Source organism: Pseudomonas sp. HTZ2 (assembly GCF_033173945.1).
GTDB classification, from domain to species: Bacteria; Pseudomonadota; Gammaproteobacteria; order Pseudomonadales; family Pseudomonadaceae; genus Aquipseudomonas; species Aquipseudomonas guariconensis.
Map to the genome: position 1 here is coordinate 4697550 of NZ_CP137332.1, position 20238 is coordinate 4717787.

19 protein-coding genes and 3 tRNA genes are annotated in these 20238 nt (G+C 60.5%); 17 read left to right on the forward strand and 5 right to left on the reverse strand.

Annotated elements, in window-relative coordinates:
- Nucleotides 1-57: 57 nt before the first annotated feature.
- Nucleotides 58-912, reverse strand: a complete 855-nt coding sequence (gene folD / locus R6G97_RS21790; RefSeq protein ID WP_043213476.1) for a bifunctional methylenetetrahydrofolate dehydrogenase/methenyltetrahydrofolate cyclohydrolase FolD — start codon at nt 910-912, stop codon at nt 58-60.
- A gap of 288 nt (nt 913-1200) precedes the next feature.
- Here folD and R6G97_RS21795 point away from each other — a divergent pair.
- The 10 genes from R6G97_RS21795 (at nt 1201) to R6G97_RS21840 (ending at nt 10757) form a co-directional block, all read left to right on the forward strand.
- Nucleotides 1201-1277, forward strand: a tRNA-Arg gene (locus R6G97_RS21795).
- A 51-nt stretch (nt 1278-1328) separates the two neighbouring features.
- Nucleotides 1329-1404 (forward strand) — tRNA-His (locus R6G97_RS21800).
- Between the two features lie 56 nt (nt 1405-1460).
- Nucleotides 1461-1545, forward strand: a tRNA-Leu gene (locus tag R6G97_RS21805).
- A 190-nt stretch (nt 1546-1735) separates the two neighbouring features.
- The gene (locus R6G97_RS21810; RefSeq protein WP_317847524.1) at nt 1736-2035 is read left to right on the forward strand and encodes a DUF6388 family protein; all 300 of its coding nucleotides are present in this window, start codon (nt 1736-1738) and stop codon (nt 2033-2035) included.
- A gap of 249 nt (nt 2036-2284) precedes the next feature.
- Entirely contained in the window at nt 2285-3598 is a 1314-nt protein-coding gene (gene tig / locus R6G97_RS21815) for a trigger factor (protein ID WP_070573986.1), read from the forward strand.
- A 92-nt stretch (nt 3599-3690) separates the two neighbouring features.
- A complete protein-coding gene (gene clpP, locus R6G97_RS21820) occupies nt 3691-4332 on the forward strand; it encodes an ATP-dependent Clp endopeptidase proteolytic subunit ClpP (protein WP_043213484.1) in 642 nt (213 codons plus the stop codon).
- Between the two features lie 108 nt (nt 4333-4440).
- The gene (gene clpX, locus R6G97_RS21825; RefSeq protein ID WP_043213487.1) at nt 4441-5724 is read left to right on the forward strand and encodes an ATP-dependent Clp protease ATP-binding subunit ClpX; all 1284 of its coding nucleotides are present in this window, start codon (nt 4441-4443) and stop codon (nt 5722-5724) included.
- 154 nt (nt 5725-5878) lie between these two features.
- Complete coding sequence (lon, locus tag R6G97_RS21830; RefSeq protein WP_043213489.1) at nt 5879-8275, forward strand: endopeptidase La; 2397 nt, start codon at nt 5879-5881, stop codon at nt 8273-8275.
- Between the two features lie 153 nt (nt 8276-8428).
- The gene (hupB, locus tag R6G97_RS21835; RefSeq protein ID WP_317847525.1) at nt 8429-8701 is read left to right on the forward strand and encodes a nucleoid-associated protein HU-beta; all 273 of its coding nucleotides are present in this window, start codon (nt 8429-8431) and stop codon (nt 8699-8701) included.
- 184 nt (nt 8702-8885) lie between these two features.
- Nucleotides 8886-10757, forward strand: a complete 1872-nt coding sequence (locus R6G97_RS21840) for a SurA N-terminal domain-containing protein (protein WP_043213490.1) — start codon at nt 8886-8888, stop codon at nt 10755-10757.
- Between the two features lie 59 nt (nt 10758-10816).
- Here the strand turns inward: R6G97_RS21840 and R6G97_RS21845 are convergent, their stop codons facing one another.
- The gene (locus R6G97_RS21845; protein WP_043213492.1) at nt 10817-11857 is read right to left on the reverse strand and encodes a patatin-like phospholipase family protein; all 1041 of its coding nucleotides are present in this window, start codon (nt 11855-11857) and stop codon (nt 10817-10819) included.
- A 159-nt stretch (nt 11858-12016) separates the two neighbouring features.
- Here R6G97_RS21845 and R6G97_RS21850 point away from each other — a divergent pair, with 159 nt between their 5' ends.
- From R6G97_RS21850 to R6G97_RS21860, 3 genes are all read left to right on the forward strand, one after another.
- Entirely contained in the window at nt 12017-12295 is a 279-nt protein-coding gene (locus R6G97_RS21850) for a hypothetical protein (RefSeq protein WP_043213493.1), read from the forward strand.
- A gap of 14 nt (nt 12296-12309) precedes the next feature.
- Nucleotides 12310-13077 (forward strand): CHAD domain-containing protein, encoded by a 768-nt coding sequence (locus R6G97_RS21855; RefSeq protein ID WP_102082608.1) that lies wholly within the window; start codon nt 12310-12312, stop codon nt 13075-13077.
- 119 nt (nt 13078-13196) lie between these two features.
- Entirely contained in the window at nt 13197-13994 is a 798-nt protein-coding gene (locus tag R6G97_RS21860; protein WP_102082609.1) for an acyl-CoA thioesterase, read from the forward strand.
- 10 nt (nt 13995-14004) lie between these two features.
- Here R6G97_RS21860 and R6G97_RS21865 read toward each other — a convergent pair whose 3' ends face one another.
- From R6G97_RS21865 to R6G97_RS21875, 3 genes are all read right to left on the reverse strand, one after another.
- The gene (locus R6G97_RS21865) at nt 14005-14373 is read right to left on the reverse strand and encodes an Mpo1-like protein (RefSeq protein WP_102082610.1); all 369 of its coding nucleotides are present in this window, start codon (nt 14371-14373) and stop codon (nt 14005-14007) included.
- Nucleotides 14374-14448: 75 nt separating this feature from the next.
- Nucleotides 14449-15927, reverse strand: a complete 1479-nt coding sequence (locus tag R6G97_RS21870; protein WP_102082611.1) for a methyl-accepting chemotaxis protein — start codon at nt 15925-15927, stop codon at nt 14449-14451.
- A gap of 109 nt (nt 15928-16036) precedes the next feature.
- Nucleotides 16037-16834: a TatD family hydrolase gene (locus tag R6G97_RS21875; protein ID WP_090346865.1), complete on the reverse strand. Its 798-nt coding sequence runs from the start codon at nt 16832-16834 to the stop codon at nt 16037-16039.
- 159 nt (nt 16835-16993) lie between these two features.
- Here R6G97_RS21875 and R6G97_RS21880 point away from each other — a divergent pair, with 159 nt between their 5' ends.
- The 4 genes from R6G97_RS21880 (at nt 16994) to greB (ending at nt 20096) form a co-directional block, all read left to right on the forward strand.
- Nucleotides 16994-18397 (forward strand): transglycosylase SLT domain-containing protein, encoded by a 1404-nt coding sequence (locus R6G97_RS21880; protein WP_043213505.1) that lies wholly within the window; start codon nt 16994-16996, stop codon nt 18395-18397.
- A 112-nt stretch (nt 18398-18509) separates the two neighbouring features.
- Nucleotides 18510-18947, forward strand: a complete 438-nt coding sequence (locus R6G97_RS21885; RefSeq protein WP_043213508.1) for a DoxX family protein — start codon at nt 18510-18512, stop codon at nt 18945-18947.
- 273 nt (nt 18948-19220) lie between these two features.
- On the forward strand, nt 19221-19529 hold the full coding sequence (locus R6G97_RS21890; RefSeq protein WP_043213510.1) for a hypothetical protein: 309 nt from the start codon (nt 19221-19223) through the stop codon (nt 19527-19529).
- An 87-nt stretch (nt 19530-19616) separates the two neighbouring features.
- Complete coding sequence (gene greB / locus R6G97_RS21895) at nt 19617-20096, forward strand: transcription elongation factor GreB (RefSeq protein ID WP_090346863.1); 480 nt, start codon at nt 19617-19619, stop codon at nt 20094-20096.
- Nucleotides 20097-20238 lie beyond the last annotated feature (142 nt).

Below are 20238 nucleotides of genomic sequence, written 5' to 3' on the forward strand. Positions count from 1 at the left end.
GTCGTGCCCGGAAAGAAAAACGGCACCTCGAGAGGTGCCGTTGGTGCAGAGGGCGAACTACTTGTGCAGTTCTTCTGCCGCGTAAAGCGTGTTTTCCAGCAGGCAGGCACGAGTCATCGGGCCTACGCCGCCCGGTACAGGCGTGATCCAGCCGGCGCGGGGCAGGGCGGTCTCGAAGACCACGTCGCCCACCAGCTTGCCATCTTCCTGGCGGTTAATGCCGACGTCGATGACGATCGCACCTTCCTTGATCCATTCGCCCTTGACCAGGCCCGGTTTGCCGGCGGCGACTACCACCAGGTCAGCACGGCCTACGTGGCCAGGCAGATCTTGGGTGAAGCGGTGGCAGACGGTGACGGTGCAGCCGGCCAGCAGCAACTCCATGGCCATCGGGCGACCGACGATATTGGAGGCGCCGACGATTACAGCGTTCATGCCGTACAGGTCCTGACCGGTGCTTTGCAGCAGGGTCATGATGCCTTTTGGCGTGCAGGGGCGCAGAAGCGGAATGCGCTGGGCCAGGCGGCCGATGTTGTAGGGGTGGAAACCGTCGACGTCTTTATCTGGGCGGATGCGTTCGAGCAGCAGCGAGGCATCCAGATGCTCCGGAAGTGGCAATTGCAGGAGAATGCCGTCGACGGCCGGATCGTCGTTGAGGCGGTCGATCAGGTCGGTCAGGGCTTGCTGCGAAGTCTCGCTGGGCAGGTCGAAAGCCTGGGAAATGAAGCCGACCTCTTCGCAGTCCTTGCGCTTGTGCGAAACATAGACTTGGGAAGCAGGGTCGGTACCGACCAGGATCACCGCCAGGCCTGGGGTACGCAGGCCCTGCTGGCGACGCTCCACGACACGTTGAGCGATCTGCTGGCGCAGGTTGGCGGCGATCGCCTTGCCATCGATTAGGTGTGCAGTCATAGACGCGTGATTAACCATCGAGAAGGGAACATAAAAGAGGGCGCATTCTCGCACGACACGGCCCGAGGGCAAAGGCGGGTGGTCGGCCAAATCCCCTAACCCCTTAAATAAACTAAATTTTTTTGAAAAAAGTGTTGACGACCTTCCGGCTCGTCTATAACATTCGTCGCACTTGTCGGGCAGAGCCTAGCACTGGTTAGCAAGGTCAGGCAGAATGAGCGGATTTGCTAGCTTGTTCGGTACGGCTGAAAGTTGATTTGCAATCGTAACAGAAAGCAGATTGAATATGCGCCCGTAGCTCAGCTGGATAGAGCATCCGCCTTCTAAGCGGATGGTCGCAGGTTCGAGTCCTGCCGGGTGCGCCATTAGGCAGCTTTGGCACAGCAAGTGATGTTTTGACGCAATACCGCAATATGGTGGGCGTAGCTCAGTTGGTAGAGCGCTGGATTGTGATTCCAGTTGTCGTGGGTTCGATTCCCATCGTCCACCCCATATTCTCGAAGGCGCCTTGATTGTATAATCTGGCGCCTTTGCTTTAAGTGCTCCACGCGGACGTGGTGAAATTGGTAGACACACTGGATTTAGGTTCCAGCGGCGCAAGCTGTAAGAGTTCGAGTCTCTTCGTCCGCACCATCCTTGGTTTTGCCGCCTTTCGTTGAGTCGCGCTAAACCCATAAAGAAGCCGCCTGGAGCGGCTTTTTTATTGTCTGCAGTTTCTTCAAGCATCAGTGCCCGGCGTGTGGTACTGGTGCTGCTCGGGCAAAAATTGTTAGATTTCAGCCGGTTGAAATAGGGCAAGCGGGCCCGATATAGGAGCTGTCGCATGATTGCAAAAGAAGCTCGCCAGGCATTGGCACTGCAGCGTTTCGCTGAGGCCAATCCGCAATTGCTCGAGGAGATCCGCGAGCTTGGTGCGCATGAACAGGCCCAGCAGATCCAGTGGGCGTTCGAGGATGCTGCGCAAGAGCAGGGTGTCGAGCCTTGGGAGCTGGCATTGCAATTGATCGCTCAACGCCCCGAGGAGCTGCAAGTCATGCGCTTGGAGGTGCACCGTGAGGTGGCCGAGGCGCTAGGGATGAGCTGGGAAGAGTATTGCCAGTTCAACGAGATCGACTCCGACTGAGCTCTGCCTTTATATAGCTGCATTGTTTGACAAGTTTTTACAGCGCAAGCGACGTGCAACCGCCGTTGCGTGCAAGCGATACGCGGGGGCTTCGGCGGCGCGCCGTGCGGGGCCTTCAATGAAATTGACCGGTGTGGTTCTCCGTCATCTGGGGTGGGGTGACTTCTGATGCGCGAGTCACTAGAATGCTTGCCCTTGATTCTGGAGTCGGGCTATCGCCGGCTAACGTCTGTGCAACGAGGAATATCCATGCAAGTTTCTGTTGAAAACACTTCCGCTCTCGAGCGCCGCATGACCATCGCCGTTCCGGCCGAGCGCGTCGAGAACGAAGTCAACAAGCGTCTGCAGCAGACTGCCAAGCGCGCCAAGGTCGCCGGCTTCCGCCCAGGCAAGGTGCCGATGAGCGTCATTCGTCAGCGTTTCGAGGCCGATGCCCGTCAGGAAGCGTTCGGTGACCTGGTCCAGGCTTCCTTCTACGAAGCCATCGTCGAGCAGAAGCTGAACCCGGCTGGTGCTCCTGCTGTCGAGCCCAAGTCCTTCGAGAAAGGCAAGGACCTGGAATTCGTCGCCATCTTCGAAGTCTTCCCAGAGTTCACCGTTAGCGGCCTGGAGTCGATCAAGGTCGAGCGCCTGAGCGCCGAAGTCGCTGACGCGGACCTGGACAACATGCTGGAAGTGCTGCGCAAGCAGAACGTACGTTTCGAGGCCGTTGAACGTGCCGCCCAGAACGACGATCAGGTCAATATCGATTTCGTTGGCAAGATCGACGGCGAAGCTTTCGCGGGTGGTTCGGCCAAGGGCACCCAGCTGGTGCTGGGCTCCGGCCGCATGATCCCAGGCTTCGAAGACGGTCTGGTTGGCGCAAAAGCGGGCGAAGAACGCGTTGTCAACGTGACCTTCCCTGAGGACTACCAGAACCTGGACCTGGCCGGCAAGGCTGCCGAGTTCACCATCACCGTCAACAGCGTTTCGGCACCTCAGCTGCCTGAGCTGAACGAAGCCTTCTTCGCCCAGTTCGGCATCAAGGAATCGACCCTGGAAGGCTTCCGCGCCGAAGTTCGCAAGAACATGGAGCGTGAGCTGCGTCAGGCAATCAAGGCCAAGGTCAAGAACCAGGTCATGGACGGTCTGCTGGCCGCCAACCCGATCGAAGTGCCGAAGGCTCTGCTGGAGAACGAAGTCAACCGTCTGCGCGTGCAGGCTGTTCAGCAGTTCGGCGGCAACATCAAGCCAGAGCAACTGCCGGCCGAGCTGTTCGAAGAGCAAGCCAAGCGCCGTGTGGTCTTGGGTCTGATCGTTGCTGAGGTGGTCAAGCAGTTCGAGCTGAAGCCGGACGACGCCAAGGTCCGCGAAATGATCGAGGAAATGGCCTCGGCCTACCAAGAGCCGGAGCAGGTCATCTCCTGGTACTACAAGAACGACCAGCAACTGAACGAAGTCCGTTCGGTTGTGCTGGAAGAACAAGTTGTAGATACTGTCCTGCAGAAAGCGACTGTGACCGACAAGTCGGTCTCGTACGAAGAAGCTGTCAAGCCAGCACAGGCTCCTGCCGCCGCTGAGTGATAGGTCTTCTCTCGTAGGAAACCCCCACAAGCCAGCCTTCGAGCTGGCTTGTGCGTATTCAAGCCATGACTATTTGGGAGTGAGTGCAGGACATGTCCCGCAATTCTTATATTCAACAGAGCTCCGACATCCAGGCCGCGGGCGGTCTGGTCCCGATGGTTATCGAGCAGTCCGCCCGTGGCGAGCGCGCCTACGACATCTACTCGCGCCTATTGAAGGAGCGTGTGATTTTCCTGGTTGGTCCCGTAGAGGACTACATGGCCAACCTGGTGGTGGCACAACTGCTGTTCCTTGAAGCGGAAAACCCGGACAAGGATATCCATCTGTACATCAACTCGCCGGGTGGTTCGGTCACCGCCGGCATGTCGATCTACGACACCATGCAGTTCATCAAGCCGGACGTCTCGACCATCTGCATCGGTCAGGCCTGCAGCATGGGCGCATTCCTGCTGGCGGCCGGCGCTGCAGGCAAGCGTCACTGCCTGCCGAACTCGCGCGTGATGATTCACCAGCCATTGGGTGGCTTCCAGGGCCAGGCGACCGATATCGAGATCCATGCCCAGGAAATCCTCAACATCAAGGCGCGTCTGAACGAGCTGCTGGCCCATCACACTGGCCAGGATCTCGAGACCATCAAGCGCGACACCGAGCGCGACAACTTCATGAGTGCCGCGCGCGCGGCCGAGTACGGCCTGATCGACTCGGTCTACGACAAGCGGCAACTGGCGTCCTGAACCAAGGTGCCAGAGCGGGTGGGCGCCGTTGGCGCCTACCTGCGGACTTGAAAAAGCCCGCAATTGCCTTCATCTTGTGTTTCATGCCTACCGGATTGGATCGATCGAATGACTGACACCCGTAACGGCGAGGACAGCGGCAAATTGCTCTATTGCTCCTTCTGCGGCAAAAGCCAGCACGAAGTGCGCAAATTGATTGCCGGGCCCTCGGTATTTATCTGCGACGAGTGCGTCGACCTGTGCAACGACATCATCCGTGAGGAGGTGCAGGAAGCCCAGGCCGAAAGCAACGCGCACAAATTGCCATCGCCGAAAGAAATCAGCGGTATCCTGGACCAGTACGTCATTGGTCAGGAGCGCGCGAAAAAGGTGCTGTCCGTAGCGGTGTACAACCACTACAAGCGCCTGAACCAGCGTGACAAGAAGGGCGACGAAGTCGAACTCGGCAAGAGCAACATCCTGCTCATCGGGCCGACTGGCTCGGGCAAGACCCTGCTCGCCGAAACCCTTGCACGCCTGTTGAACGTACCGTTCACCATCGCCGACGCCACCACCTTGACCGAAGCCGGTTACGTGGGTGAGGACGTCGAGAACATCATTCAGAAACTGCTGCAAAAGTGCGACTACGACGTGGAAAAGGCCCAGATGGGCATTGTCTATATCGATGAGATCGACAAGATCTCGCGCAAATCGGACAACCCGTCGATCACTCGCGACGTGTCGGGCGAGGGCGTGCAGCAGGCGCTGTTGAAGCTGATCGAAGGGACTGTGGCTTCCGTGCCGCCTCAGGGTGGTCGCAAGCATCCGCAACAGGAATTCCTGCAGGTTGATACCCGCAATATCCTGTTCATCTGCGGCGGTGCGTTCTCGGGCCTGGAAAAGGTCATTCAGAACCGCTCCACCAAAGGTGGCATCGGTTTTGGCGCTGAAGTGCGCAGCAAGCAGGAAGGCAAGAAGGTCGGCGAGTCCTTGCGTGAGGTCGAACCGGATGATCTGGTCAAGTTTGGCCTGATTCCGGAGTTCGTCGGCCGTCTGCCGGTGCTGGCAACCCTCGACGAGCTGGATGAGGCTGCACTGATGCAGATCCTCACCGAGCCGAAGAACGCCTTGACCAAGCAGTATGCCAAGCTGTTCGAGATGGAAGATGTGGACCTCGAGTTCCGTAGCGACGCGCTCAAGGCGGTTGCTCGCAAGGCGCTCGAGCGCAAGACCGGCGCCCGGGGCCTGCGTTCGATCCTCGAAGGCGTGCTGCTTGACACCATGTACGAGATTCCTTCGCAGAAGGATGTCAGCAAGGTGGTGATCGACGAGAGCGTCATCGATGGCACCTCGCAGCCTTTGCTGATCTACGAGAACAGCGAGCCGCAAGCCAAGGCCGCACCTGACGCCTGAGTCGGGTGAGCCAAGTCGAGCAAGAAAGGGGCCTATGGGCCCCTTTCTGCTTTTCCGATCTCAACGCTTGTAATTTTATGGACCTGCCCCCACATTAGGTCCAAGCATCATTTCCACCGGTTTCCGGCCATAAGGCCGCTGTAGAGGCGAAATCATGAAGACCACCCTCGACTTGCCTCTTTTGCCATTGCGCGATGTCGTTGTTTATCCGCATATGGTCATCCCGCTGTTCGTGGGACGCGAGAAGTCCATCGAAGCCCTTGAGGCGGCGATGACGGGCGAGAAGCAGATCCTCCTGCTGGCCCAGAAGAATCCTGCCGACGATGACCCGGGCGAAGATGCCCTGTATCGCGTCGGTACCATTGCCACTGTCCTGCAATTGCTGAAGCTACCCGACGGTACCGTCAAGGTGTTGGTCGAGGGCGAGCAGCGCGGCGCCGTCGAGCGTTTCACGGAAGTGGAAGGGCATGTCCGTGCCGAAGTCACCCTGATCGATGAAGTCGAGGCCGCCGAGCGCGAGTCGGAAGTCTTCGTGCGCACGTTGCTGTCGCAGTTCGAGCAGTACGTCCAGTTGGGCAAGAAGGTCCCGGCTGAAGTCCTGTCCTCGCTCAACAGTATCGAAGAGCCCGGCCGCCTGGTCGACACCATGGCCGCCCATATGGCCCTGAAGATCGAGCAGAAGCAGGAAATCCTCGAAATTGTCGATCTACCGACCCGGGTCGAACATGTCCTGGCATTGCTCGATGCAGAGATCGACCTGCTGCAGGTCGAGAAGCGTATCCGTGGCCGGGTCAAGAAACAGATGGAGCGCAGCCAGCGCGAGTACTACCTGAATGAGCAGATGAAGGCCATTCAGAAGGAGCTCGGCGATGGCGACGAGGGCCACAACGAAGCCGAGGAGCTGAAGAAGCGTATCGAAGCTGCTGGCCTGCCCAAGGACGCCTTGGCCAAAGCCCAGGCCGAGCTGAACAAGCTCAAGCAGATGTCGCCGATGTCCGCAGAGGCCACTGTGGTTCGCTCCTACCTGGACTGGCTCGTGCAGGTGCCTTGGAAAGCCCAGAGCAAAGTACGTCTGGACCTGGCCAAGGCCGAGGAAATCCTCGATGCCGATCACTATGGCCTGGAAGAGGTCAAGGAACGCATCCTTGAATATCTCGCTGTGCAGAAGCGCGTGAAGAAGATTCGCGGCCCTGTGCTTTGCCTGGTAGGTCCACCTGGCGTTGGTAAAACCTCCCTGGCCGAATCGATCGCGGCTGCTACCAACCGCAAGTTCGTGCGCATGGCCTTGGGCGGTGTGCGTGACGAAGCCGAGATCCGAGGCCATCGTCGCACCTACATCGGTTCCATGCCGGGTCGTTTGATTCAGAAAATGACCAAGGTGGGTGTACGCAACCCGCTGTTCCTGCTCGACGAGATCGACAAGATGGGCAGCGACATGCGCGGCGATCCCGCCTCGGCATTGCTGGAAGTGCTCGACCCTGAGCAGAACCACAACTTCAACGACCACTACCTGGAGGTCGACTACGACCTCTCGGACGTGATGTTCCTGTGCACCTCGAACTCGATGAACATTCCGCCGGCGCTACTCGACCGGATGGAGGTCATCCGCCTGCCGGGCTACACCGAGGACGAGAAGATCAATATCGCGGTCAAGTACCTGACGCCCAAGCAAGTGAAGGCCAATGGCCTGAAGAAGGGTGAACTGGAGATCGATGTCACGGCGATCCGCGACATCATTCGTTACTACACCCGCGAAGCCGGCGTGCGCGGTCTGGAGCGCCAGATCGCCAAGGTCTGCCGCAAGGTGGTCAAGGAGCACACCGGCGAGAAGCAGCTCAAGGTCAAGGTGACCGGCGAGCAGCTCGAACATCTGCTGGGCGTGCGCAAGTTCCGCTACGGCCTGGCAGAGCAGCAGGATCAGATCGGCCAGGTCACCGGCCTTGCCTGGACCCAGGTGGGCGGCGAACTGCTTACCATCGAAGCCGTGGTCATCCCCGGCAAGGGCCAGTTGATCAAGACCGGCTCTTTGGGCGACGTCATGGTCGAATCGATCACCGCCGCGCAGACCGTGGTACGCAGCCGTGCCCGCAGTCTGGGCATCGCCGCCGATTTCCACGAGAAGCACGATGTGCACATCCACATGCCCGAGGGCGCTACGCCTAAGGACGGCCCAAGTGCGGGTATCGGCATGTGCACGGCGCTGGTCTCGGCACTTACCCAGATTCCGGTGCGCGCCGATGTGGCCATGACCGGTGAAATCACCCTGCGTGGCCAGGTTCTGGCCATCGGTGGCTTGAAGGAAAAACTCCTCGCGGCACACCGCGGTGGGATCAAGACGGTGATCATTCCAGAGGAAAACGTTCGTGATCTGAAGGAGATTCCGGAAAATATCAAACAGGATCTTCAGATCAAACCGGTCAAATGGATTGACGAAGTCCTCCAAATTGCGCTGCAATACGCCCCGGAGCCCTTGCCAGATGTGGCTCCGGAGATTGTCGCGAAAGATGAAAAGCGCGACGGCGATGCTAAGGAAAGAATTAGCACGCACTAGTACGTATTTCGCTGGGGGGCTTTCCTTGACAGTTTTTTCGGGGCCTTGCTATAAAACGGCACGCCAGTGTCAATAGGCCGCCCAGTGCTCGTTTCATAAGCTTTTCATTACATACTTAGAAACAAACTCAATAGAGATATAAGGGGACTTAGAGTGAACAAGTCGGAACTGATTGACGCTATCGCCGCATCCGCTGACATTCCGAAAGCTGTAGCTGGCCGTGCGCTGGACGCAGTCATCGAATCCGTCACCAGCGCCCTGAAGCAAGGTGACGATGTTGTACTGGTTGGCTTCGGTACCTTCTCGGTCAAGGAGCGCGCTGAGCGCACCGGCCGTAACCCGCAAACCGGCAAGGCGATCAAGATCGCTGCTGCCAAGGTTCCAGGCTTCAAGGCTGGCAAAGGCCTGAAAGACGCCGTCAACTAAGTCGTCTCTTTCAGCCGGACCTGGTCACACCAGGCCCGACCGCGTGACGGCGGGGCCGCAAACGTTCCCGTTGGCACGCTAGCTTTGAAAAGGCGCATCCCACAGGATGCGCCTTTCTTCTATCAGGACTCTACCCACGCTCCACGGTTGTCGACGCAGTGGTACAACCGTTTCTGGGGGACGCATGCTGCAGAATATCAGGGACAATTCACAAGGTTGGATTGCCAAGACCATCATCGGCCTTATCGTCGTGCTGATGGCGCTGACCGGCTTCGAGGCCATTTTCCAGGCCACCAGCCATAGCCAGGACGCCGCCAAGGTGAACGGCCAGACCATCAGTCAGAACGAGCTGAGCCAGGCCGTCGACATGCAGCGCCGCCAGCTGATGCAACAGCTGGGCAAGGATTTCGACCCAGCACTGCTGGATGAAAAGATGCTGCGCGAAGCTGCGCTCAAAGGGCTGATCGAGCGCAAGCTGCTGTTGCAGGGTGCCGAGGACGCCAAGTTCGCCTTCTCCGAGGCCGCGCTGGATCAGCTGATCCTGCAGACACCGGAGTTCCAGGTCGACGGCAAGTTCAGCGCCGAACGTTTCGATGCGGTCATTCGCCAGATGGGCTATGGGCGCATGCAATTCCGCGAGATGCTCGCCGAGGAAATGCTCATCGGGCAATTGCGCACCGGCCTTGCCGGCAGCAGCTTCGTCACCGACAAACAAGTCGAAGCCTTCGCTCGCCTGGAGAAGCAGACCCGTGATTTCGCTTCGCTGACCTTCAAGGCCGACCCGGCCGCCGTCAAGGTGAGCGACGACGAGGTCAAGGCGCACTACGACCAGCACGCCAAGGAATTCATGACACCCGACCAGGTGGTCATCGATTACATCGAGCTGAAGAAGTCGGCCTTCTTCGACCAGGTACAGGTCAACGAGGACGAACTCAAGGCCCTGTACGAGAAGGAAATCGCCAACCTGGCCGAACAGCGCCATGCCGCGCATATCCTCATCGAGGTCGACGACAAGGTTTCCGATGCACAGGCCAAGGCCCGTATCGAAGAGATCCAGCAGCGTCTGGCCAAGGGAGAGGACTTTGCCACACTGGCCAAGGAATTCTCCAAGGACCCAGGTTCGGCCAGCAATGGCGGTGATCTCGGCTTCGCAGGCCCAGGCGTCTACGACCCAGCCTTCGAGGATGCCCTGTACAAGCTGAACAAGGACCAAGTATCGGCACCGGTGCGCACCGAGTACGGTTACCACCTGATCAAGCTGCTAGGTGTGCAGGCACCGGAAGTGCCGACCTTTGCAAGCCTAAAAGACAAGCTGACCCGCGAACTCAAGACCCAACAGGTCGAACAGCGCTTCGTGGAAGTGACCAAGCAGTTGGAAGACGCCGCGTTCGAGGCCTCTGACCTGGCTCAGCCGGCCCAGGACCTGGGCCTGAAGGTTCAGACTTCGGCCGCATTCGGTCGGGAAGGCGGTGAGGGCATCACGGCCAACCGTTCGGTCGTCCAGGCCGCTTTCAGCGAAGAAGTGCTGGAAGAGGGCGCCAACAGCAATGCCATCGAGCTGGATCCGGAGACTGTGGTCGTGCTGCGTGTCAAGGAGCATCGCAAGCCGGAGCAACTGCCGCTGGAGGCTGTGGCCAAGAACATCCGCGAGCACCTGGCCAAGGAGAAGGCGACTGCCGAGCTCAAGGCCAAGGCTGACAAGCTGATCGCTGGCCTGCGCGATGGCGCCATCCCGCTGACCTCCGAACAGGAAGGCCAGAAGTGGAAGACCCAAGAGGCCGTTACGCGTGGCCAGGACGGTATCGATCCGGCCGAACTGCAAGCGGTATTCCGCCTGGCCAAGCCTGCCTCCAAGGATAAGCCGGTCTACGGCAGCGTGGTCCTCGGCGATGGCAGCCTGGTGGTGTTGCAGCTCAAGGGGGTCAACGAAGGCGCTGCAGCCACTGACGAGGAGAAAGCGCAGATCCGCCGTTACCTCGCTTCGCGTGCAGGCCAGCAGGACTTCGCGGCCTACCGTAAGCAACTAGAAGCCGCGGCTGACGTCACTCGTTACTGAGTGCTATCGCCGCAACAAGACAGGCCGCTCATGCGGCCTTTCTTGTTTTTTGGGAGGGGCTAACGCCGCTCACCTTCGTAGATGTCCATCGTGTCCCGGGCAATTTCCCGTCCCAGGGCGATCAGTTCCGGCGCCTTGTAGAACTCGAAGAAGCGGCACACCCGCTTGGGCACGTTGATCAGCACGTCTGGCGGATAGCCGGCGATCTTGTACTGAGCGAGGGAGGTCTGCATGACTTCGAAGCTCTGGTTGATCAAGTCGAGCAAGGACGCAGGCCCTACGTTATCGACGATGAAGGAACCGGTGGCGGACCTGGGCGCGCCGCCACGTTCGGGGGCCGCTGCCGGCTGCTGGCCTTCCGGGTCTGCAGACTCGCCAAGCCAGGGGTCGCTGGCGTTCAGTCCCTCGGCAACGATTTCCTGTTCGATGCGCATCAATTGTTCGGCCGGTTTGCGGCGAAAGGGCAGACGTGAGCCCAACGAGCTGATGACCGCGTCGAACCGCATCTTGAACGCTGCAGGCCGCTCGATCACCGGCAATTGGTATTGTTTCTGGTTGGTGGCATTGAGGTTGACGGCGATGATCAGGTCGCAATGGCTGGACACCACCGGCACGATCGGCAGCGGATTGAGAATGCCGCCATCGACTAGCATGCGGTTACCCTGCATCACCGGTGTGAACAGGCTGGGGATCGCCGCCGAGGCCCGCATGGCCTGGTGCAGGCAGCCTTCCTGGAACCAGATCTCCTGCTGGTTGGTGAGGTCCGCTGCCACCGCCGTATAGGGAATGGACAGTTGTTCGATGTTCACCTCGCCGACGATCTTGCGGATCTGGCCAAACACTTTGTCGCCGCGGATCGCGCCTAAGCGAAAGCTCACATCCACCAGGCGCAGCACGTCGAGGTAGTCCAGGCTCTCGATCCAGCTGCGGTATTCATCCAGTTTTCCGGCAGCATAGATCCCACCGATCACCGCACCCATCGAACAGCCGGCGATGCAGGCGATTTCGTAGCCGCGTCGCTCTATCTCCTCGATCACGCCGATATGCGCATACCCGCGTGCGCCCCCCGATCCCAGTACCAATGCCACGCGTTTGCTCATGACTGTCCCCCTACTGCTGTGCAACCATGGTCCAACAATGCACCCATTGTTGCCTGTGCTTCAATGTAGACCGTGCTGGGCTACGCTGAGCAGGGCACTTTTCGCTTGCCTGAGCGTCGAACGGCCACTCTTTTTGTTCAAACTTGAGGTTACTGACTGATGAAAGCCTGGATCTGCCTTCCCCTGATCGCCCTTGCCCTCACCGGTTGCGCGGGCAAGACGGCGTACCGTGACAGCTGTGCGACTCAGCTCGATGCTGCATGGAAGGAGCTGGACCTGGCCAAGGCCGAAGGGTTTGCCGGCACCGTCAGCTATTCCAAGGCCCTGTCGCTGTTGACCGGCGCCAAGACGCAGCAGCAGTTCGAGGCCTTCGAAGGCTGTAGCCGCAAGGCCGAGAAGGCGCGTTTTTACATCCGTGAGTCCCGCGCGGGTCGTTGATCCAGGAGGGCTGTATGGCCGCCATGCTCGATCATGTCATCGCCCAGGTGCTGGCCTTGCAGGTCCGTCTGCTGGCATGCCGGGAGCGGCTGGCGGCCGATGTCGACAGCGAAGCCTTGCACGACCTGCGTACAAGCCTGCGGCGCCTGCGGAGCCTGCTGCGGCCTTTGCGGGGGCTGCCCGGTGTCGAGCAGTTGGAGGACGCCGCGCGCTCGCTGGGGGCGCTCACGACCCCCTTGCGGGACCGTGAGGTGCTAGCGGCCCACCTGATCGGCCAAGGGCACCAGCAGGCTGGGGCGCGTCGTCTGGAGGGCAGGGCGGGCATCTTCGCCAGTGTGGCCGTGAGTCGTCAGCTCACCCGGGTGCTGGCGATCATCGACACCTTTCCGTTATTCCTGCGGGCTTGCGCGCGCGAAGGCTTGGCCAGTGGCCTGGACAAGCGCATCGACAAGCGCCTGAACAAACAATGGCGCAAGCTCGAGAAAGCGCTTGACGACCCCAGCCACGACCGTCATCGCCTGCGTTTATTGATCAAGCGGGTGCGCTATGGCGACGAGGCGTACCCACAGCTGGAGCACGCCGGAAACAAACTGCAACGCCTGCTCAAGCGCACCCAGGCCGACCTGGGCGATTGGCACGACCGTGTGCAATGGCTTTTGCTGGCGCGTGATCACGCCGATCTGGCGCCCTTCAAGAAAGCCTGGGAACGCGAGCTGCATGAGGCCGAGCAGAAGGCCGATGCCACCCTTGAGGCCTTGCGGGCAGCCGTGGCGCGTCGATAGCCATAGGGAATGGCCATTATGCGGGCTGTCAGCCAGACACTCGCTGGCTAATATCGGGGCACGTCCTGACGCGGGCACGTCCCGTGGCAGCCAATCAAGCCCCGGTGCAGGAGCCGAACATGAATTTCACGCAATTGCTCAGCGCCGTGCGCGAGTGTCCCGAATCTGTCAGTGTGCCGGCCAGTTGGGGCCAGGGGCGCGCGGTATTTGGCGGGCTGATGGTCGCGCTGATGCATGAGGCGATGCGTGCCAAGCTTGGTGAGGGACGTCCGGTGCGGTCGTTGGCTGTCACCTTTGTTGGGCCAGCGACGCCGCAGGTGCCGATCAGTTTCGAGGTCGAGGTGTTGCGTGAGGGCAAAGCTGTCAGCACGCTGCTGGGACGCGCGGTGCAGGAGGGGCAGGTGGTGACCCTGGTACAGGGCAGCTTCGGAGATGGCCGTCCTTCGGCAATCGAGGTCAAGGCTCAGCCTGCCGTGGACATGAAGCCGCTAGAGCAGTCTGCCGCCGAATTGCCCTATATCAAAGGCGTGACGCCTGAGTTCATGCGTCATGTGGCTTTGCGTTGGGCCATTGGCGGCCTGCCGTTCAGCGGTAACGATGATCGACGGATGGGCGGTTGGGTACGCCTGCGCGATATGGCCGACGGGCCGGCGAGCGAAGCGCATCTGCTGGCAATGGTCGATGCCTGGCCGCCCAGTCTGCTACCGCATCTTAGACAACCTGCCGCAGGCAGCACCCTGACCTGGACGATCGAGTTCATTCAGCCAGCGCCCAAGCTGTCGACCTTGGACTGGTGTCGTTACTGTGTCGAGACCGAGCACGCCCGCGATGGCTATGGGCACGCTTCGGCCGCCCTGTGGACAGCCGAGAACGAGCTGATTGCCTTGAGCCGACAGACCGTGACGGTGTTCGCCTAGATCTGGGCAGCTAGCGGCGATGCTTGTGGCGCTCGCGCCAGGCACGCCACCAGGCACCGCTCAGCAGAAAGCGCGGAAAGGTGATGAATTGTTCGGTCAGTACACGCTGAACGGCGTCCTTGCGGCTGGCGAAGGGTTCGGGTTGCTCGGTTTCCAGACGATGGCCGTGGCGCTGCAGTCCAAGGCCAGCGGCCAGGGCGATCAAGCCGATGGCCAGTTGGCCGAGGTCCAGGCCAAATACCCCGCCGAGCATCAACAGGGCGCCCAGGATGAACAATGGGACGGCGATCAGATGCAGCACCAGGTTGGTCGGATGCCGGTGATTGTGATGGTAACCACGCCATTGCCAGGCGTGCAGATTGGGCAGGCGTTTGCTCATGGGCATTTCCTCTCGGTCATGCCCAAAGCTTAGTGTGGCCCTACGGCGAGGGCCAATCGAGGCGGGTTATCGGCCTTATAGCTTGAGCTGGCCGATGGCTTTGTTCAGCTCGGCCGCCAGGGTCGCCAGCTCGTTGCTGGTGGTGGCAGAACCGACGGTCTGCTGGACCGTTTCCTCGGTGACGTCACGAATGCTCACCACCGCCCGGTTCATCTCTTCGGCCACCTGGCTTTGTTGTTCGGCGGCGACGGCGATCTGCGTGTTGCTCTCGCGCATTTGCGCGACGGCACTGGTGATCTCCAGCAACGCCTCGCCTGCCTCTTGGGCCTGTTTGACACAATCGTCGGCCTTGTAGGAGCTCTCCTGCATGAAATCCACGGCATCACGGGTACCTGCCTGCAGGGCGGACACCATGCCGGTGATTTCATCGGTGGAGGTCTGCACGCGCTTGGCCAGGTTGCGCACTTCGTCCGCCACCACGGCAAACCCACGTCCCAGGTCGCCTGCCCGGGCCGCCTCGATCGCAGCATTGAGGGCCAGTAGATTGGTTTGCTCGGCGATGCTATGGATGACGCCGACTACGCCGTTGATGCGCTGGCTGTCCTCGGCGAGCTGGCGAATCATTTCGGCGGTTTGCTGAACACCGCTGGACAGGCCGGCGATGGAGTCCTGCACACGTGTGACCACCGCCTGGCCGCTGCCGGCCAGGGTATCGGCGGTTTGCGACAGGTCACGGGTGGCGCCGGCATGCTGGGCAATGTGATGGACCGTGGCGGACATCTCGTTGATGGCGGTGGCAGCCTGGTCGGTCTCGCTTTGCTGGCCGATCATGCCGTGGCGCACCTCGTCCATGCTCGCTGCCAGGCGTGCTGCGCCGCTGTCCAATTGCGCTGCGGTACGAGCTACCGTGCTGACCACCCGGTGGTAGGTGGCTTGCATTGCATTGAAGGCGCCTGCCATCTGGCCGACTTCATCGCCACAGGACAGCGGGACACGGGCCGACAAGTCGCCAGTCTTCTCCACATGCAGCATCACGTCTTTGAGCGTATTGAGCTGGCTGAGCAAGAAACGGATCAGCAACTGCGAAGCGCAGAGCATCGCCAACATCAGAATCAGCACGCAGACCGCGTATTGGGTGAAGCGCTCGAAGAACACCTGGCGCAGGCTGGGGGATTCGGCCAGCACAGCGATGCGCTGCTCTGCCCGGTGGATCACTTGGGCGCCCTGCAAGGGATTGTTGCCCAGGACCCAGGCATTGGGCAGGGCGACCCAGCCTTGTGCATCGACCAAGGCCTCACGCGGCTGGTTGGCGATGACCGGCGTCTGCCCGGACTGCCACATCACGGCCTGGGAGGGTTGGGGCAGTGGTTGCCCTTCAGGCCAGGCCGCGATCAGCTCGGCCTGGGCAATGGCCTGGTTGCGCGCGCCTTCTGCACGGGCTTGCTGCTCCAGGTAAACCGCGTAGAGCACCAGGAGCAGGGTCGTGACGAAGGCCACCGCATTGACGGCCCAGAACTTGTACTTCAGGGAAATATTGCTAAGCCAGGCACCCATGGATAGGTCTTCTCTGAGTTGAGCGGAAACATTATTGGCAAGGTGCCATCATTGTGTCCGCTCGTCCCAGCGCCTGCCTTGATATGCGTCAACAAACCCCAGCCCGGCTTCAGGGCAGCTGGAAGAATGCTTTGGCGGTGGCAGTGGTGTGCGCGGCTGTCTGTTCCAGGGATTCTCCCCTGTGCAGCGCAACCTCTCGCAGGACTTCGGGCAGGAAAGCAGGCTCGTTGAGGCCCTTCTTTGGCTTCGGACGAAGGCTGCGCGGCAGCAGATAGGGTGCGTCGCTTTCGAGCATCAGGCGGCCTTCGGGAATATTGCCTACCAGCGGGTGAAGATGGGTGCCGCGGCGCTCGTCGCAAATCCAGCCCGTGATACCGATGTGCAAGTCCAGATCCAGGTAGGCGAACAAGGCTTGGCGCTCGCCGGTGAAGCAGTGCACCACGGCCGCTGGTAGGTGGTCACGATAGACTTTGAGGATCGCCAGCAGCCGTGCGCTGGCCTCTCGCTCATGGAGGAACACGGGCAAGCCCAGCTCGGCGGCCAACGCCAACTGAGCCTCCAGCGCTTTCTCTTGTTGCGGGCGGGGGGAGAAGTCGCGGTTGAAATCGAGCCCGCACTCGCCCACGGCCCGCACCCGCGGCTGGGCCAGCAGTTCACGCAGCAAGCGCTCGCTGGCGTTGTCCCAATGGCTGGCATCGTGTGGGTGGATACCGGCTGTGGTGAACAAGCGCAGGCTTTCCGGATCGAGCTGCGAAGCGAGCGTCAGGGCCTGTTCGCTGACCTGGAGGCTAGTCCCGGTGAGCACCATCTGGACCACGCCCGCCTGTACGGCCCGCTCGACGACAGCGGCCTGCTGGTCATGGAAACTGCTGTTGGTCAGGTTGACGCCAATATCGATCAGTTGCATCTTTCTACCTCGTGCCGCGGGCCGGCCAGCATAGCAAAAAACGGGTAATTCGTAAGAAATCCCAGAACTTCAAGTGGTTGTCGTGGTCTTTTAGCGTCATTTGTCATGGACGGACCTCGCTGTATGACACCCGCTCCCAGCCCCCGGACAGGTTCTCGCATGCTGCGATCACTGCTGATACCGCTGCTTGTCGGCTTGACCCTGGCCCCAGCGGCCAATGCGCGGCTGCCGGGGCCCCAGCAGCATGTTCCGGCCAGCCAAGTTCGCGACCTGGCACAGATCCGCAGCAGCAAAGTCCTCAGGGTTTTGGTCAACCAGAGTCGCAACAGCTCGGGTGAAGTCAAAGGCGAGCCGGTGGGTGTGGAGCACCACCGCTTGCGAGGTCTCGAGCACTACCTAAATGCTCGGGCCCGGGACGGTCAGCAAATCCGCCTCAAGCTCATCCCCCGCGCCAAGGAACAATTGCTTGCCGCCCTGCAGCGTGGCGAGGGCGATTTGGCGGCCCCTGGCGAGCTGCTCGATCCTGCGCTGGTGCGTGGGGTCAGTGGCAGCGTAGCGGTCCGGGACCAGGTGCAATTGATGCTGGTCGGACGCAAAGGGGAGCGCGGCTTCACCCGGGTGGATCAGTTGTCCGGACGAACTGTCGCGTTGACCAGTGCCAGCGCCGCCGGCGCGGTGATCACCCAGATCAACCAGCAACTGGCGTTGCGCAAGCGTGCACCGATCAAGGTGGAGTGGGTCGATGCCAGTCTGGCGGTGGAAGATGTGCTGGAGATGGTCCAGGCAGGCATTTATCACCTGACCGTGGTGGAGCGCCCGATTGCCCAGCGCTGGGCTCGGGTGATGCCGCGCTTGCGGCTGGATTCGCGCGTGAGCCTGGGCCAGCCTCAGGCGATGCGCTGGTATGTGCGACGTGACGCCAGCATGTTGCTCGCCACGGTGGATCGCTTCCTGGAAGGCTACCGAGCACCGGCGAACCAGGACGCAGCCTTCGAGCGTATCTACCGGCGTCAATACCGTGTGCATGACCCGCTGGCGAGAAAGGACCGCAAGCGTCTGGAGTCGTTGCGCACGGTGCTGCAGAAGCATGGCGCTGCGCAGCAGATCGACTGGCTGAACCTGGCGGCGCTGGCGTTCAAGGAATCCACCTTCAACCCGGCGGCTCGCGGAGGTGGTGGCGCGCATGGGCTGATGCAGATCACGCCGGCAGCGGCTCGCCGCGTGGGGGTGAGTGACATCGCCTCGGTCGACGGCAATGTGCAGGCGGGCGCCCGGTATCTGGCATTGATCCGCCGCAAGTTTTTCGCCAGCCCCCAGCTCAACGAGCGTGAGCGCATGGCGTTTGTCCTCGCCGCCTACAACCTTGGACCGGAACGGGTCCAGGCCATGCGCGCCGAGGCGCGGCGCCGCGGGCTAAATGGCAATCAGTGGTTCTTCCAGACCGAGCGCATCGCCATGGAGCAGGTAGGCATGGGGCCGGTCAACTTCGTCAATAGCGTCAATAAGTACTTCTTGGCTTTCAATCGGCAGCGGGAATCGCTGGAGCGCGTCGCGAACCGCTAACAAATCGAATATATAGATGTAAATAGGCCGTTTATTGCGCTTTTTGTATCTATTTGGATGATTAGAATGGCGCCATCTGCACACATCATCCCTTGATTCAGGAAGCATCGAAATGAACAACACACTCAACGCCCTGTTCGTTACCCGCGCCGGCACTGGTCTGAGCGTCATCCGTATCCTGGTAGGCATCATCTTCTTGGCCCACGGTGCCCAGAAGCTGTTCGGCCTGTTTGGCGGCTACGGGCTGGAAGGCACCGGCCAATGGATGGAAAGCATCGGCCTGGCCCCAGGCTACCTGATGGCTCTGTTGTCGGGCAGCGCCGAGTTCTTCGGTGGCCTGGCCCTTGTGATTGGCTTGCTGGCACGGCCTGCGGCACTGGCGCTGTCCGTGACCTTGGTGGTAGCGATCCTCTCGGTGCACATCAACAATGGCCTGTTCATGGCGAACAATGGCTACGAGTTCGCCCTGGCGCTACTGGCGGGTACGGTCGCGGTGTTGATCGAAGGCGCAGGCCGCTTCTCCCTGGACCGGCTGATCGCTCGCCACTGATCTGCGGCTAACATCGAACCCGCTTTCCAGGTGTACGGGTAAGCGGGTTTTTTCATGTGAAGGGGCAGACCTGCGAAAGTCTTAGCGTTTAGCTGCTATCGGTATCTTGTAACTTATCGCGTCACGCTCTAGCATACCGACTGCGCCGATTTAAACAGCTACTTGCGGGGCGCGGGATAACTCTTTTGGTCATCCGAAATACCGCTAAAGCGCTGGTTCGGTGACGCCTCCCACCGCTGCCCAGCGGGATTTGCGAGGCGCAGAGATATCTCCATGAGTTGTCCACGTACCAGTGTCTGCTTGAGTCCATTGCCTGCCAGCCAGGCTTCCCGTACACCGCGCATCCTGCTCGGTGGCCAGCATCAACCCACACTTTTACGCAACCTTGACGGCTTGTCGCGGCGCAAGGGGCAAGCGCGTGCATTTCTCGTGCAGTTTGCCGAAACCTGTGACGGCTTTGCCCAGTTTGGCAATGACCGTTTCGACCTTGCGGTGATCCAGGCGCCCTTGGCCGCCGACGCCGCCGAAGTCATCGGCCAGCTGACACGTATCGCGCGCCAGGGGCTAATCACCCGCCGCTGAGCTGCGTGTCGTCCACGGGATTTTTCGCTAAGCTCGGAGCCCTCCGCTGGTGTGCGTCAGCGGAGGATGCACTGAGGAGAATGCCGCTTGAGCACCAACATCATCACCACTGAAGGTCATGAGGCTCTGAAGAAAGAGCTCGATCACCTGTGGCGAGTCTATCGTCCCGAGATTACCCAGAAGGTCACCTGGGCCGCCTCCCTGGGCGACCGCAGCGAGAATGCGGACTACCAGTACAACAAGAAACTTTTGCGAGAGATCGACCGCCGGGTCCGGTACCTGCGCAAGCGGCTTGAAGACGTCAAGGTGGTGGCCTATTCGCCGCAGCAAGAGGGCAAGGTGTTCTTTGGTGCCTGGGTGGAAATCGAAAATGACGAAGGCGAGGTGCTCAAGTTTCGGATTGTGGGGTATGACGAGATCTATGGGCGCAACGACTATATTTCCATCGACTCACCCATGGCGCGGGCGCTGCTCAAGAAGGAAGAGGGTGATGAGGTGGTGGTGAAGACACCTACGGGGGAGGCGATCTGGTACGTCAATCGTATTTTTTATGGGATTGATGGGTAGTCGGGTTGTGCTGTTTTCAAGAGGCTTCGCGCGAACGCATCTCATACAGACCTTCGATTGAGGGGGCATTACCCAGAGGGCCGCGATGCGGCCCATCGCAGGTTTCGCCAGCGCCACAGTTCCTCGCGGCCTTCGCCAGAAT

Excerpts from the sequence above, each read along its gene's own strand:
- folD (WP_043213476.1), bottom strand. The coding sequence starts at position 912 with ATGACTGCACACCTAATCGATGGCAAGGCGATCGCCGCCAACCTGCGC.
- R6G97_RS21810 (WP_317847524.1), top strand. The coding sequence starts at position 1,736 with ATGATTGCAAAAGAAGCTCGCCAGGCATTGGCACTGCAGCGTTTCGCT.
- tig (WP_070573986.1), top strand. The coding sequence starts at position 2,285 with ATGCAAGTTTCTGTTGAAAACACTTCCGCTCTCGAGCGCCGCATGACC.
- clpP (WP_043213484.1), top strand. The coding sequence starts at position 3,691 with ATGTCCCGCAATTCTTATATTCAACAGAGCTCCGACATCCAGGCCGCG.
- clpX (WP_043213487.1), top strand. The coding sequence starts at position 4,441 with ATGACTGACACCCGTAACGGCGAGGACAGCGGCAAATTGCTCTATTGC.
- lon (WP_043213489.1), top strand. The coding sequence starts at position 5,879 with ATGAAGACCACCCTCGACTTGCCTCTTTTGCCATTGCGCGATGTCGTT.
- R6G97_RS21840 (WP_043213490.1), top strand. The coding sequence starts at position 8,886 with ATGCTGCAGAATATCAGGGACAATTCACAAGGTTGGATTGCCAAGACC.
- R6G97_RS21845 (WP_043213492.1), bottom strand. The coding sequence starts at position 11,857 with ATGAGCAAACGCGTGGCATTGGTACTGGGATCGGGGGGCGCACGCGGG.
- R6G97_RS21850 (WP_043213493.1), top strand. The coding sequence starts at position 12,017 with ATGAAAGCCTGGATCTGCCTTCCCCTGATCGCCCTTGCCCTCACCGGT.
- R6G97_RS21855 (WP_102082608.1), top strand. The coding sequence starts at position 12,310 with ATGGCCGCCATGCTCGATCATGTCATCGCCCAGGTGCTGGCCTTGCAG.
- R6G97_RS21860 (WP_102082609.1), top strand. The coding sequence starts at position 13,197 with ATGAATTTCACGCAATTGCTCAGCGCCGTGCGCGAGTGTCCCGAATCT.
- R6G97_RS21865 (WP_102082610.1), bottom strand. The coding sequence starts at position 14,373 with ATGAGCAAACGCCTGCCCAATCTGCACGCCTGGCAATGGCGTGGTTAC.
- R6G97_RS21870 (WP_102082611.1), bottom strand. The coding sequence starts at position 15,927 with ATGGGTGCCTGGCTTAGCAATATTTCCCTGAAGTACAAGTTCTGGGCC.
- R6G97_RS21875 (WP_090346865.1), bottom strand. The coding sequence starts at position 16,834 with ATGCAACTGATCGATATTGGCGTCAACCTGACCAACAGCAGTTTCCAT.
- R6G97_RS21880 (WP_043213505.1), top strand. The coding sequence starts at position 16,994 with ATGCTGCGATCACTGCTGATACCGCTGCTTGTCGGCTTGACCCTGGCC.
- R6G97_RS21885 (WP_043213508.1), top strand. The coding sequence starts at position 18,510 with ATGAACAACACACTCAACGCCCTGTTCGTTACCCGCGCCGGCACTGGT.
- R6G97_RS21890 (WP_043213510.1), top strand. The coding sequence starts at position 19,221 with ATGAGTTGTCCACGTACCAGTGTCTGCTTGAGTCCATTGCCTGCCAGC.